Annotated in this window: 14 protein-coding genes; 11 read left to right on the top strand and 3 right to left on the bottom strand. The window is 53.8% G+C overall.

Annotation, left to right across the window (positions count from 1 at the left end):
- The first annotated feature begins 47 nt into the window (after positions 1-47).
- From KNP79_RS01530 to KNP79_RS01545, 4 genes are all read left to right on the top strand, one after another.
- Entirely contained in the window at positions 48-1,574 is a 1,527-nt protein-coding gene (locus KNP79_RS01530; protein ID WP_034777297.1) for an ABC transporter ATP-binding protein, read from the top strand.
- Positions 1,571-2,635 carry an ABC transporter permease gene (locus tag KNP79_RS01535; protein WP_034777298.1) on the top strand — a complete coding sequence of 355 codons (1,065 nt, stop codon included), beginning with the start codon at positions 1,571-1,573 and terminating at the stop codon, positions 2,633-2,635. The genes KNP79_RS01530 and KNP79_RS01535 overlap by 4 nt, the downstream gene beginning before the upstream one ends.
- Positions 2,632-3,591 carry an ABC transporter permease gene (locus KNP79_RS01540; RefSeq protein ID WP_034777299.1) on the top strand — a complete coding sequence of 320 codons (960 nt, stop codon included), beginning with the start codon at positions 2,632-2,634 and terminating at the stop codon, positions 3,589-3,591. The genes KNP79_RS01535 and KNP79_RS01540 overlap by 4 nt, the downstream gene beginning before the upstream one ends.
- Before the next feature lie 91 nt (positions 3,592-3,682).
- Positions 3,683-4,480 (top strand): thermonuclease family protein, encoded by a 798-nt coding sequence (locus KNP79_RS01545; protein ID WP_034777300.1) that lies wholly within the window; start codon positions 3,683-3,685, stop codon positions 4,478-4,480.
- A gap of 38 nt (positions 4,481-4,518) precedes the next feature.
- Here the strand turns inward: KNP79_RS01545 and KNP79_RS01550 are convergent, their stop codons facing one another.
- On the bottom strand, positions 4,519-4,767 hold the full coding sequence (locus tag KNP79_RS01550) for a ferredoxin (protein WP_021067177.1): 249 nt from the start codon (positions 4,765-4,767) through the stop codon (positions 4,519-4,521).
- Between the two features lie 143 nt (positions 4,768-4,910).
- Here KNP79_RS01550 and KNP79_RS01555 point away from each other — a divergent pair, with 143 nt between their 5' ends.
- The 7 genes from KNP79_RS01555 (at position 4,911) to KNP79_RS01585 (ending at position 11,688) form a co-directional block, all read left to right on the top strand.
- On the top strand, positions 4,911-5,933 hold the full coding sequence (locus KNP79_RS01555; protein WP_232939409.1) for a YpbB family protein: 1,023 nt from the start codon (positions 4,911-4,913) through the stop codon (positions 5,931-5,933).
- The gene (locus KNP79_RS01560; protein ID WP_084592791.1) at positions 5,917-7,344 is read left to right on the top strand and encodes a RecQ family ATP-dependent DNA helicase; all 1,428 of its coding nucleotides are present in this window, start codon (positions 5,917-5,919) and stop codon (positions 7,342-7,344) included. The genes KNP79_RS01555 and KNP79_RS01560 overlap by 17 nt, the downstream gene beginning before the upstream one ends.
- 41 nt (positions 7,345-7,385) lie before the next feature.
- Positions 7,386-7,589, top strand: coding sequence for a hypothetical protein (locus tag KNP79_RS01565; RefSeq protein WP_215191205.1), 204 nt, complete (start codon positions 7,386-7,388; stop codon positions 7,587-7,589).
- A gap of 164 nt (positions 7,590-7,753) precedes the next feature.
- Positions 7,754-8,611, top strand: coding sequence for a MerR family transcriptional regulator (locus KNP79_RS15840; protein WP_034777304.1), 858 nt, complete (start codon positions 7,754-7,756; stop codon positions 8,609-8,611).
- A 61-nt stretch (positions 8,612-8,672) separates the two neighbouring features.
- Positions 8,673-9,254: an adaptor protein MecA gene (locus tag KNP79_RS01575; protein WP_034777305.1), complete on the top strand. Its 582-nt coding sequence runs from the start codon at positions 8,673-8,675 to the stop codon at positions 9,252-9,254.
- A gap of 96 nt (positions 9,255-9,350) precedes the next feature.
- The gene (locus KNP79_RS01580) at positions 9,351-10,268 is read left to right on the top strand and encodes a D-alanine--D-alanine ligase (protein ID WP_034777306.1); all 918 of its coding nucleotides are present in this window, start codon (positions 9,351-9,353) and stop codon (positions 10,266-10,268) included.
- 151 nt (positions 10,269-10,419) lie between these two features.
- Complete coding sequence (locus KNP79_RS01585) at positions 10,420-11,688, top strand: Glu/Leu/Phe/Val family dehydrogenase (protein ID WP_021067184.1); 1,269 nt, start codon at positions 10,420-10,422, stop codon at positions 11,686-11,688.
- A 54-nt stretch (positions 11,689-11,742) separates the two neighbouring features.
- On the opposite strand, the gene KNP79_RS01590 is transcribed toward KNP79_RS01585, so the two are convergent.
- Positions 11,743-12,750 (bottom strand): YpdA family putative bacillithiol disulfide reductase, encoded by a 1,008-nt coding sequence (locus KNP79_RS01590; protein ID WP_215190910.1) that lies wholly within the window; start codon positions 12,748-12,750, stop codon positions 11,743-11,745.
- A 36-nt stretch (positions 12,751-12,786) separates the two neighbouring features.
- On the bottom strand, positions 12,787-13,758 hold the full coding sequence (locus KNP79_RS01595; RefSeq protein ID WP_034777308.1) for an asparaginase: 972 nt from the start codon (positions 13,756-13,758) through the stop codon (positions 12,787-12,789).
- Between the last annotated feature and the right edge of the window lie 42 nt (positions 13,759-13,800).

The following is a 13,800-nucleotide window of genomic DNA, read 5'->3' on the forward strand; positions in this document are numbered from 1 at the left end:
GGGGACCCATGCGGTCTCCCTTTACTTAAAGTTAGGGGTGGACTTTCTTGGAATATGTAATTGAAATGCTCAATATTCGCAAAGAGTTCGGAACGTTCGTTGCCAACGACAATATCACCCTCCAATTGCGCAAAGGAGAGATTCATGCGTTGCTCGGCGAGAACGGGGCCGGAAAATCGACGCTCATGAACGTCCTGTTCGGTCTTTATCAGCCGGAAGGCGGGGAGATCCGCGTGCGCGGGGAGAAAGTGAACATTGAGAATCCGAACATCGCCAACGACCTTGGAATCGGTATGGTACACCAACACTTCATGCTCGTTGAGAAGTTCACGGTGACCGAGAACATCATCCTCGGCTCAGAGCCGAAGAGTGGACTGACGGTCGACCGGGCGACGGCGCGTAAAAAAGTCATGGACATCTCGGAACAGTATGGTCTTCGGATCGATCCGGATGCGAAAATCGAGGATATCTCGGTCGGGATGCAACAACGGGTCGAAATTTTGAAGACGCTCTATCGCGGGGCCGAAATCTTGATTTTCGATGAGCCAACCGCTGTACTGACGCCGCAAGAGATTCAAGAACTCATTCAAATCATGAAGCGTCTGATTGAAGAAGGTAAATCGATCGTTTTGATCACGCATAAGCTGAAAGAGATCATGCAAGTCGCCGATCGCTGTACGGTCATCCGTCGTGGACGTTATATCGGTACGATTGATATCGATGAGACGGTCAACGAAGATCGTTTGGCAGAAATGATGGTCGGGCGTGAAGTTAACTTTGATGCGGAATATTCCAAGGCAGATCCACAGCAAGTCGTCCTCGACGTCCAAAAACTTGTCGTCAAAGACAGTCGCGGGCTCAAAGCCGTCGACGGCTTGGATTTACAGATTCGTTCAGGGGAAATCCTCGGGATTGCCGGGATTGACGGGAATGGACAGACCGAATTGATTGAAGCCATCTCGGGCTTGAAGAAACCCGAGTCTGGAAAAGTGATGTTGAACGGGAAAGACGTGACCGGGTTCACGCCGCGCAAAGTGACGGAGTCTGGTGTCGGCCACATCCCGCAAGACCGGCATAAACATGGCCTCGTCCTCGATTATACGATTCGCGACAACATGGTGCTCCAAACGTATTATAAAGAGCCGTTCTCGAAGCGCGGTTTGATGAACTATAAAGCCGTGGCTGAGAAAGCGAAAGCGTTGATTGAGAAGTTTGACGTCCGAACTCCATCGGTCGACGTACCTGCCCGTGCCTTGTCGGGTGGTAACCAACAGAAAGCCATCATCGCCCGTGAAGTCGACCGGTCACCTGACTTGTTGATCGCGGCGCAACCGACGCGCGGTCTTGACGTCGGGGCCATCGAATTCATTCATGAACAGCTCATCAAAGAGCGTGAAAAAGGACGCGCCGTCTTGTTGATCTCGTTCGAGCTCGAAGAGATTTTACACGTCGCGGACCGAATCGCCGTTTTGTATGAAGGGAAGATTGTCGGAATCCGTGATCCGAAAGAGACGACGGAGCAAGAACTCGGCTTCTTGATGGCCGGCGGTAAGAGAGGAGAAGAAACAGTATGAATAAACTAGGATTTAATCGACTGCTCATCCCGCTCTTGTCGATCTTGATGGGACTTCTCGTCGGGGCGATCGTCATGCTCATCGGTGGCTATGACCCGATTCGAGGGTTCTCGTCACTGTTTGAAGGCATGGTCGGCAGCCCGTACGCAATTGGTGAGACGCTTCGCGCCGCAGCGCCGCTCATCTTCTCAGGTTTGGCCGTCGCGTTCGCGTTCCGGACCGGCCTCTTCAACATCGGGGTCGAAGGCCAAGTGTTGATTGGCTGGGTGGCAGCGGTGTATGTCGGAATCAACTTTGATTTGCCGATGTTCATCCACTTGCCGCTCGCGCTTCTCGCGGCCATGTTCGCCGCAGCGCTCTGGGCGTTCGTACCTGGTTTCTTGAAAGCCAAGTTCCACGTCCACGAAGTTATCACATCGATCATGATGAACTATATCGCGCTCTACACGACGAACGCGATTTTGCGCAGTGTCATCGGGGTAACGAACGAACGCACCGAATCCATTAAAGATTCGGCGTCGCTCGCGTCACCGATGCTTCAAGAATTGACGACGTTCTCGCGCTTGCATTGGGGTGTTCTCATCGCCGTGCTCGCAGCGATCGTCTATTACTACATCTTGCAACGGACGACGCTCGGTTATGAGCTTCGTGCCGTCGGTTTCAACAAACACGCATCGCAGTACGCAGGAATGAGCGTCAACCGGAACATCATTCTCTCATTCGTCATCTCGGGTATGTTCGCAGGACTCGCAGGGGCGATGGAAGGTCTCGGTACGTTCAACGGCATGACGCTCAGCGCCTCGTTCACCGGAGTCGGTTTTGACGGGATCGCCGTCGCGCTCCTCGGTGCGAACACGGCCGTCGGTGTCGTCTTGGCAGCTATCTTGTTCGCTGGACTCAATATCGGCGGACTCGCGATGCAGCTCGGTGCGAACATCCCATCTGAGCTCGTCAAAGTCATCATCGCCGCGATTGTCATCTTCGTGGCTTCAGGTTACGCCTTTAACTACGTGATTGACAAATTCAAAGGAAATCGTAAGAAAGGAGTGGAGAAAAAATGAGCTTCTTAGAAGTCCTCTACATCGTCGTGCCGGTTGCCTTAGCCTATGCGACTCCACTCATCATCGCGGCGCTCGGCGGCATCTTCAGTGAACGTTCGGGTGTCGTCAACATCGCCTTAGAAGGCATCATGGTCATCGGTGCTGCGACAGGAATTATCACGACGCTCACGTTGACAGATATGGGGCTGGGCGGTCTCAGTCCATGGATCTCACTTTTGGTCGCTATGGTCGTCGGTGCGCTCTTCTCGCTCTTCTTGGCGGTGCCGGCCATCCTTTGGCGGGCTGACCAGACGGTACTCGGGGTCGCGATCAACATGCTCGCGATCGGACTCGCCATCTTCGTCGTCCGTGTGCTTTACAACAAAGGGCAGACCGACTTCATCGAGTTTCGGATTGCCAAAGAGAACGTTCCGATTCTATCGGATATCCCGGTGCTTCGCATGTTCTTCATCAACGTGCAGTACACGTCGTTCATTGCGATCATTCTCGCGTTCGTCGTCTGGTTCGTCATCTTCAAGACACCGTTCGGTCTTCGTCTCCGTTCGGTCGGGGAACACCCGATGGCGGCTGACACGATGGGGATCAACGTCACGAAAATGCGCTTCATGGGCGTCATGCTCTCAGGAGCGTTCGGCGGACTCGCTGGTGCAGTGTACGCTGTCACCGTCACGACGAACTTCAGCGGGACGACGATCGTCGGTCAAGGTTTCTTGGCCATCGCCGCCATGATTTTCGGGAAGTGGAATCCGCTCGGCGCGCTCGGTGCCGGTCTGTTCTTCGGATTCGCCCAAGCGTTGTCGATCATCGGTAGCAACTTGCCGGTCATCAGCAACGTGCCGCAAGTGTTGCTCTTGATTGCGCCGTATGCGCTCACGATCCTTGCTCTCGCAGGTGTCGTCGGACGTGCGGATGCACCGAAATCGGTCGGTATCCCATATATTAAAGGGAAACGCTAATCATCAAAAGGACAAATGTCCATTTCATCCAGGTTGTTTGACGCTTAAGTCAAACAACCTTTTTTGTTATACTGGTGTAGAGGTGAGATAATTGAAAAAATGGTGGCAACTGCTGATCGCCGTCGTGCTGAGCGTTTCGCTCGCGGGCTGCTCCGTCGATGACTGGTTCGCCGAACAAATCGACCCGCCAGAATCGCTCGTCGAACTCGAGGCCGATTTTCCGTCGGCGTCGGTCGCGCAACAAGTCGCACGGCCGCTCGGCAAGACCGAGACGGTCACGCTCGACCGCGTCATCGACGGAGATACGCTCAAAGTCGAGTTTGAGAACGGAGCGACCGAATCGATTCGTCTCTTGCTCGTCGATACGCCAGAGACGAGCCATCCGACGCTGCCGGTCCAACCGTTCGGAGAGGATGCGAAATCATTCGTCGAGCGTTGGCTGCCAGAAGGAGATACGATCACACTCGAGTATGACGTCGGGCGCTACGATCGCTATCAACGGACACTCGCCTACGTCTGGTATGACGAAGCGATGTTGAACGAGGAATTGTTGCGCCGCGGGTTGGCGCGTGTCGCCTATGTATACGCGCCGAACACGCAACACGTCGATGCGTTTCGGGAGGTCGAGCAGGCCGCGCGTCAGGAATTGCTCGGGATTTGGAGTCTTGAGGACTACGTGACCGGCAACGGCTTCGACCATGAGGCGACCGAGCCGGCCCAGCCGAAACGTGACACGGATGGATGTGACATTAAAGGGAATATCAATCGGGACGGAGAGAAGATTTATCACGTTCCGGGCGGGGCGAGCTATGAGCGAACGATCCCAGAAGAGATGTTCTGTACAGAGGAAGAGGCGCGTGAAGCGGGTTTCCGGAAAGCGACGCGATAAAAAAAGACATGTGCGCCCTTCAGGCACACATGTCTCTCTTATTCGTACTTGAGTGCGTCGCCATCGAACGATTCGTCCGCGACTTTAATTGAGTCGGTCGGGCATCCTTCGAACGCGTCCATCAAGTCCTCATACAATTCGTCCGGGACTTCGATCGTGCCCGTGTTGTCGTCCATCAAGTTGAACGCGAGGCCTTCGTCGTCATAGTCGAAGATGTCTGGGGCGGCTGCTCCGCAGGCCCCACATGCGATACATGTATCTTTATCAACAATCGTAAATTTTGCCATTTGTAACCCTCCATACGTTTCGTCTCTCTGCATAGAAATGATTTTCTACTGACTATGAGTAATTGTAGTCTACATACCCAAATATTTCAATGAGGAAACGAATAACGTTTTGGAAGCATAATTTTGACCGAGGAGGTGGAACGATGGTTCATTTAGCGGACGGGGTGTTGTTGCTTTCGATTGAGCGCTTGAAAGGGGAGCGCAGCGAGCGCAGTTTGTTTCATGTGTTGAACGGCAAACGTTCGGCGACGACACTGCAAGATGCCTTTTTTTATGACTTGGAACCAATTTTCGGATTGTTCCCCTATACGAAGTACGACTATGAGAAACTGCTCGCCTCGTTCGAGAAGCGAGGCTGGCTCAACCGTTCGAGCTTCACGTTGACCGAGGCCGGCAAGATGCTCGCTTCGCCGGAGGCGGTCAGTGAGCTGTTCGACCGTCTCGGCGGTGAGTATCGGGACTATACGACGATGACGTGGAAGCGGCTCAGTTTGTTCGTCCAGACGTTCATGTCGCTCGAGCATGAGCGGACGTTCTATCCGGTGCAGGCCGATCGGTTGGCCGAACGCTGGGTCAAACAGATCGTCCGGACCGAGCGGGAGTGGCAACCGCTGATCCACAGCTTTCACCAGGAGCTTGAAACGGCGCTTGAAGAAGTGGGGGACCCGTACGCGACCGCCGTCGTCTATCGGTTCACCGGTGCGTTCGAGACAGGATACACGTATGAACAAATCGCCTCGCTTCTCGATGTCGATGCGCGCACGGCGCGGCTCTATTTTTTGGCCGGGTGGAATGCGCTCCTGTGGAAATTGCCAAGGGATGCCAAGTTGCTTGGCTTCGCGCACGGCTTGTCGAGCGAGCGGATGACGTTGTCGGCGCGCGAGTCGTATGAGCAGTTTTCGGCTGGTCGAACGTTCCAACAAGTCCAGTCCCAGCGACGGTTGCGCACGAGTACGATTGAAGACCACGTCGTCGAGATGGCGATGTATTTAGATGAGTTCCCGCTCGACCAATTTGTTCCGTTTGAGCAAATCAAGCAAGTCGAGCAGTTGCGTGACGAGTCGAGCTGGGCGCTCAAGCCGATTTTTGAACAAATCGACGGGATCAGTTACTATCAAATCCGATTGGTGTTCGCGAGATTGAAACGAGGTGAGACATTTGTTTGAGAAGACGTTGAAGCGGGTGTTCGGCTACGACAGCTTCCGTCCCGGTCAACGGGATGTGATCGAAGCGGTCGCCGACGGCCAGGACGTGTTGGCGATCATGCCGACCGGAGCAGGCAAGTCGTTGACGTTCCAACTCCCGTCCTATCTTAAAAATGACGGGCTGACCATCATCGTGTCACCGCTCTTGTCGCTAATCGAAGATCAGATGCTCCACATCCGTGAACGGGGCGAGCGGGGAGTGGCGCGATTGACATCGATGGAGACGCTCGAGGAGAAACAAGACATCTTGAACCATTTGAAGCGTTATCGCTTCTTATATTTATCGCCCGAACAACTCGCCGTGCCGCACGTGACGCGGGCGCTCGCTCGGACGCGGATTCAAATGCTCGTCGTCGACGAGGCCCACTGTATTTCGCAGTGGGGCCATGAGTTTCGACCCGAGTATGCCCGTCTAGGCGAGTTGCGTAAACAACTCGGCAGCCCGCAGTGCATGGCCGTCACCGCGACGGCCCCGGAGACGGTGAAACGGGATATCATCGAGAAGTTGGCGTTGTTCTCGCCGGCGCAGTTCGTCCATTCGGCAAACCGGCCTGAGATTCGACTCATCGTCGAACGTCTCGAGTCCGAGGACAAGATGCGGCGGTTGAGCGAGCTCGTCCATGACGTCCCGAAACCGGCCGTCATCTATACGGCGACACGGCGTGAAGCCGAAGCACTCGCGCTTCATCTTGACGACGCCTTGTTTTATCACGGTGGCATGTCGACTGAGGACCGCCGGCTCGTGCAATCGCAATTTTTGCGAGATGAAGTCGCGATCATGGTATGTACGAGTGCGTTCGGGATGGGTGTGAATAAAGACAACGTCCGTTCGGTCATCCATTATCAAATCCCGGCCACGCTCGAGGCGTACATGCAAGAAATCGGGCGTGCCGGACGAGACGGCGAACCCGCATTTGCCGTCTTGCTCTATGCTGAAGGCGACGAACGCATTCAACAGTTTTTAATCGACCAACAATATCCGAAAGACAAAGACATCCGTCTCGCGTATTTGGAACGCGACAACGGCACGAGTCTGGCCCAACTGCCGCGTCTCTTGCGGTTGAACGAGGAAGACCCGGTTTGGGGATTGTTGAACCAGATGCTCGCCGAGCGGACGCTTGCCGAGGCGATTGATTGGGTAAAAGATAGAAAGCGGGCCCGCTATCGCCAGCTCGGACAGATGATGGACTACGCCCTCATCAAGACGTGCCGGCGTGATTACTTGTTGAACTATTTCTCGGAACAACCGGTCAAACAAGCCGATTGTTGCGATGTCTGTGGGGAGATTGTGTTCCCGCCGTCCGTTCAAATTGTGTCTAAAAATGTGACAGATTGGAAACATCGTTTATCTCGTATCTTCTCCTTTGATTGATATCATAGTAAAATGATAAAAAAGGTAAAGGAGGGCACACGTTGCGACATCGGAACCAAGCGGACTCACTTCGTGAACAAGTGGTGGACACGTTGCCGTCTCGCGCTGAACGACAAGAGCATGAGCGGAAAGAAAAATTGAACGACAATTGGCTGAAACGGCCGCTCGCTATGATGCTGACATTGACGATGTTTGCCGTTATTCTCGTATTTTTATATATAGGTCGTCATACAATATTTTTCTGACAATACGACGGGGACGTCGTATTTTTTTATGAGCAATCTTTGTTTTGTCGAACCAATCGCACAATCTCACCAATTTCTCACAGGAATTGCACAATAAAACAGGTAAAGCGCTTCAGATGGGTCTATACTAAATAAGAAGAACTTGTAGGAAAGGAGGGGCTGCTGTGCCGAAGTACTCCATTAAGACGGTCGCGTCGCTCACCGGGGTCAACCCGACGACGATTCGAGCGTGGGAACGCCGCTATCAATTCATCGTGCCGAGCCGGACCGAGTCCGGCCACCGATTGTATTCCGACCAAGACGTCGAAAAGATTAAATGGGTCGTTGAAAAACAACGGGAAGGCTTGACCGTTTCCCAAGCGATTCAACAACTTCATGAAGCCCCGAAGCCGAAGCCTGCCCGCCTCTATGACGAGGAGCTCATGGACGGGTTGCTCGAGGCGTTACTTTCATTTGACGAACGCAAGGCGCACGATTTGATCAATCGTGCCTTTAATACGTTCAGTTTTGAGAAGGTCACGAAAGATATCATTGGTCCGTTGTTGATGGAGATCGGGACGCGTTGGGAGAATGGGGACATCACGATCGCGCATGAGCATTTTGCGACCGCTTTTTTGCGGGCCCGATTGTCGACCCTCTCGCTGCAGATGCCGATGAACCCATTTTTACCGCGGATCATTTGTGTGTGTGCCCCGGGCGAGATGCACGAGATCGGTCTGTTGTTCGTGACGCTTTACTTGCGTCAATATGGATACGACGTGATTTTCCTTGGTGCGGGCTTCCCGAAAGAGGATTTAAATGAGGCGTTGCACGATATCGACGCCAAGTGCTTGATTTTCTCCTGCACGTTGACGGAACATCTCGAGGACCTGAAAGAGGCGATGCGATTTATCCAAGCGGATCATCCCGATCTCGTCATCGGGGCCGGCGGATATGCCGTCAGCCTTCACGCGACCGAGTTTGAGTCGGCCTTCCTTGGAGATACGCCCGAAGCATGGACCGAGTGGTTGTCAACTATTTGACAGGTTGCACAAACGAGAGTAGCTTATAAAGTAGGATTGATTAATCTTTGGAGGTTTTCGTTTGAGATTTGAAAAGCAAACTAAAGAACATTTAAGGGTATATTTGACGGCGAGTGACCTTTCGATTCGAGGGATTGCCATCGATACGATCGTTGGCGAGAGTGGTCAAGACTTGTGGCGGGAATTGCTCGAGACGGCGGAAGCGGAATTCGGTTTCATGCCCCAAGGCACCGTCGACTTGAACGTGACAATGTTTCCCCGTGATGGGCTCGTCATCGACGTCCAAAAAGTCGAGGCAGCCGTCCCGGATGCGGATCAAGAACAAGTCGAGATCCGTTTGACGATCGATGTGATTCATCATCTGATTTATCAGTTTGATGATATCGAGGACGTCATCAACGCCTCGGTCCGTTTGTTCCCGCACATGCAGGATACGGAGCAGGGCGGGGCGCTCTACCATTATGACGGACACTATTATTTACACTTCGTCGAAGTGCTCAAACCGGACGTCGAAGAGCGGTTGGCCGCCATTTTGTCGGAATACGGCCGCACGACGACCGTCAGCCCTTACGTCATGATGGAGTATGGCAAGACGATTCAAACTGAACAAGCCGTGAAACAGCTGTACGATACGTTCGCGTAAGTACGGCTTTTTTACTGTTCTGTTTCTATTGTTTTCGGCCGACACATGGTATGATAAAACTTGAATTTTTGAGAAGTTAGCCGAAGGAGAGATTTGATGAAAGTCGCGGTATTATATGGTGGTGTATCAGGTGAGCGGGAAGTGTCGCTCACGAGTGGTAAAGGAATGATTGAAGCGCTCGAAGCACGGGGTCACGACGTCGTGGCGATTGATTTTCACCCGGACCGGGCCAATGAGCTGTTGACGCTTCAAGCCGACGTCGTCGTCAGCGCCCTGCATGGCAAATACGGCGAAGATGGCCGTGTTCAGTCGCTCTTAGAGATGGCCGGATTGCCGTACACGGGGTCGGGCGTTTTGGCATCAGCGCTCGCGATGGACAAAGCCCGTGCGAAAATTATTTTCGCCGCTGCCGGCATTCGCATCGCCCGTGACGTCCTCATCGAGTCGGGCGACGACATCGACGCAAAAATCGTCGAGTGGGGCAGTGAGTTTCCATGTGTCGTCAAGCCGGCCCAAGAAGGGTCATCGAACGGATTGACGATCGCGATGGACGAAGCGATGCTCCGTGAAGGGATTGATAAAGCGTTCGCGTGCGATACGGCTGTCTTGGTCGAGCAATATATTAAAGGCCGTGAGTTGACGGTACCCGTCCTTGGGAATCACGGGGCTGAGGCCGCACTCCCGGTCATCGAGATCATCCCGAAAAATGAATTTTATGACTATGAGTCGAAGTATTCAGAAGGTGGATCGATTCACGTTTGTCCGGCCGAGTTGCCGGACGCGTTGACTGAAGAAGTTCAAACGGCTGCCATCAAAGCGCACCGTGCCCTCGGTTGCAGCGGTTATTCTCGTTCGGACTTCCTCGTCTCTGAAGATGGGCTCGCTTATATTTTAGAGACGAACACGCTTCCGGGTATGACACCGCTCAGCTTGTTCCCGGACAGCGCCCGGGCCGTCGGGATCTCGTACGGTGAGCTGTTAGAGCGATTCATCGAACTGGCACTAGAAAAGTAAGAAGGGAATTCCCCCTTCTTTTTTCATTTTAGAAAACGCTTTCATTATTTTTGTAAAAGCCTTTCAAATTGGGCGCGTATCAGCTATACTTTTAAACGAATACGAGGTTGATTCTTGGGGGAGAATTGACAATTTAGGGGAGGAAACCTTCATGATTACGGATCAAGAAAAAGGTCATCAAAAACGAAAAAACATCCTTGAATCGACACAAGAAGTGATACACGAGGCGCTTGATAAGCTCGGGTATCCAGAAGAGATGTATGAGCTCTTGAAAGAGCCACTTCGGATGTTGACCGTCCGCATCCCGGTACGTATGGATGACGGATCGACAAAGATTTTCACAGGATACCGGGCGCAACATAATGACGCGGTCGGACCGACGAAAGGTGGGATTCGCTTCCACCCGAGCGTGACGGAGGTCGAAGTGAAGGCGTTGTCGGTCTGGATGAGCTTGAAGGCCGGAATTGTCGACCTTCCATACGGTGGCGGTAAAGGCGGGATCGTCTGTGATCCGCGTGAGATGAGTTTCCGTGAAATCGAACGATTGAGCCGGGGTTATGTCCGAGCCATCAGTCAAATCGTCGGACCGACGAAAGATATCCCAGCGCCGGACGTGTTCACGAACTCGCAAATCATGGCGTGGATGATGGATGAGTATAGCCGCATCGATGAATTCAATTCGCCGGGCTTCATCACTGGTAAACCGCTCGTGCTCGGTGGCTCGCATGGACGTGAGACGGCGACGGCAAAAGGTGTCGCCATCATGATCCGGGAAGCAGCGCTGCGCCGTGGGATCGAATTGAAAGGGGCGCGTGTCGTCGTCCAAGGGTTCGGGAATGCTGGTAGCTTCTTGTCGAAGTTCATGCATGACGCCGGGGCGAAAGTGATCGCCGTCAGCGATGCATATGGTGCGATCCACGATGAGAACGGGCTCGATATCCCGTATCTTCTCGATCGTCGAGATTCGTTCGGGACGATCTCGACGCTCTTCAAGAACACGATCTCGAACAAAGAAATGTTAGAACTCGACTGCGACATCTTGGTCCCGGCCGCGATCGAGAACCAAATCACCGAAGACAACGCCGACAACATTAAGGCGTCCATCGTCGTCGAGGCCGCCAACGGACCGACGACGAACGAAGCGACCCGCATCTTGACAGAGCGCGGCATCCTGCTTGTCCCGGATGTACTCGCTTCGAGCGGTGGGGTAACCGTCTCGTATTTCGAATGGGTTCAAAACAACCAAGGATACTATTGGACGGAAGAGGAAGTGGAAGAGAAGCTTGAGAAAGTGCTCGTCCACTCGTTCAATACGGTGTATAACACGTCATCGGCCCGTAAAGTCGACATGCGTCTCGCCGCCTATATGGTCGGTGTACGCAAGATGGCGGAAGCATCGCGTTTCCGCGGTTGGGTATAATTAAACAGCAAAAAGAGGGAGAACCTGGCGCCAGGTTCTCCCTCTTTTTGTCGATTACGTTGTCACACCGTTACGCTCCCGAAGCGTCTCGGCGATCGCTTGGCCATGGAAGCGGCCATTCTCGATAAAGATCTTATTGGCGTCATTTCCGGCGGCGACGACACCGGCGATGAACAAGCCGTCGACGTTCGTCTCGAACGTCGTCTCGTCAAACGAGGGCACACCGGTCTCCTCATCGACTTGGACCCCGGCATCGGCGAACAGCCCATGGTCGGGCAAGTAGCCCGTCATGGCGAGGACGTGGTCGGTCTCGAGCCGATGTTCTTCACCATGCTGACGATAGACGACGTGATGCGGTTCGATCCGAACAATCTCGGCCTCGAATTCGAGCCTCACTTTGTCATGACGGACGAGCGAGTCGAACGTCGGCAGGACCCACGGTTTGACGGACGGACTGTAGCCGTCCCCGCGATAGAGTACCGTGACGTGGGCACCGGCCTTCTCGAGCTCGATGGCCGCGTCGACCGCGGAGTTCTTTCCGCCGATGACCGTCACACGTTGTCGGTAAAACGGATGCGCTTCTTTGAAATAATGCGTGACGTGCGGCAACTCTTCACCTGGGACGTCCAACGTACGAGGACGGCCATAATACCCGGTGGCCAAGATGACATAATCGGCTTGGCGTTCTTTGACGCCGTCGCGATCATGGCGTGACCGAACGATGAACCCGTCCTCGGAACGCGTGACCGTTTCGACCGTCTCGAACGGTTGGACGTCGAGACCGGTCCGGCTGACGACTTCCCGATAGTAGACGAGCGCGTCTTGACGACGCGGTTTCAAATCTTTACAGATAAACGGGATATCCCCGATTTCGAGCAAGCTGGCAGAAGAGAAAAATGTTTGATGGGTCGGATACCGATAGATGGCATCGACGATATTGCCGCGCTCGATGACCGTGCACGAGATGCCGATCCGTTCTAATTCGATCGCAGCCGACAGCCCACATGGTCCGGCGCCGACGACGATAGCATGTTTATTCAATGAAATCACCTCATCCCTCATTGTATGGAAGGACGAAACGGTTGGCAAGCCGCCAACTCACTGTTGGAAGCTGAAGCTATGTTCCATGACCGCTTGGGACGAACCCGCCTCGAGCTCGACAAGGAGGCGAAGTCTCGCTTTTTGTGAGTTCAGACCGTTCGAGAAGATGATGCCCATCTCTTTCAGTTGCTGGCCGCCGCCGACGTAGCCGTACACGTCTTGCACGATTCCGTTGAAACAACGGCTGACGATGACGACCGGCATCCGTTCGACGAGCATCTCGAGCGCGGGGACGATTGACGGTGGGACATTCCCTTGCCCGAGTACTTCAAGGACGAGCCCGTCATAGCCGAGCGCGAGCACCGCCTCGAGCAGGTCCGGCTCCATCCCGGCGACGACTTTCAGCACCGCGACCCGTTTCGTGATTGATGGAATCATTTTCGGTTGTTTTGTCGTCGGCTGACTATAAATGAGGACGTGATCTTTCGTAACCATACCGACGTTGCCGAAGTGGACCGATTTGAACGTGTCGACCGAGGACGTGTGCGTCTTCGTGACGTTGAACGCGGAGTGGATTTCACCATTGAAGACGACGAGCACGCCTTTGCCGCGTGCCACATCACTTTGGGCGACCCGAAGCGCCGTGATGAGATTGAATTCGCCGTCCGAGCCGACCTCGTTTGACGAGCGCATCGCTCCGGTCAACACGATCGGTACCGGTGCACCAAGCGTGATTTGTAAGAAGTAGGCCGTCTCTTCGAGTGTGTCCGTCCCGTGAGTGATGACGACCCCATCGTACGTGTCTTGTGTCAATTGTTGATTGATGAACTGGGCGAGCTCGAGCATTTTCTCGGGCGTCATGTGCGGCGACGGGATGTTCGAGAAATGTTTCGTTGTGATATTCGCGATGTCCGTCGCTTTCGGTAACGTCGCGTCGATCGGATTGACTTCGCTCGGCATGACATGTCCCGACCCCGATTGAGACATGGCGATTGTGCCGCCGGTGTGGATCAGTAATAAATGGTTCATAAACAGACCTCCAACTTTTTTGTTCGTTTCTTCCAATTTCTA

The organism is Exiguobacterium sp. s7, from assembly GCF_018618195.1.
Taxonomy (GTDB): Bacteria; Bacillota; Bacilli; order Exiguobacteriales; family Exiguobacteriaceae; genus Exiguobacterium; species Exiguobacterium mexicanum_A.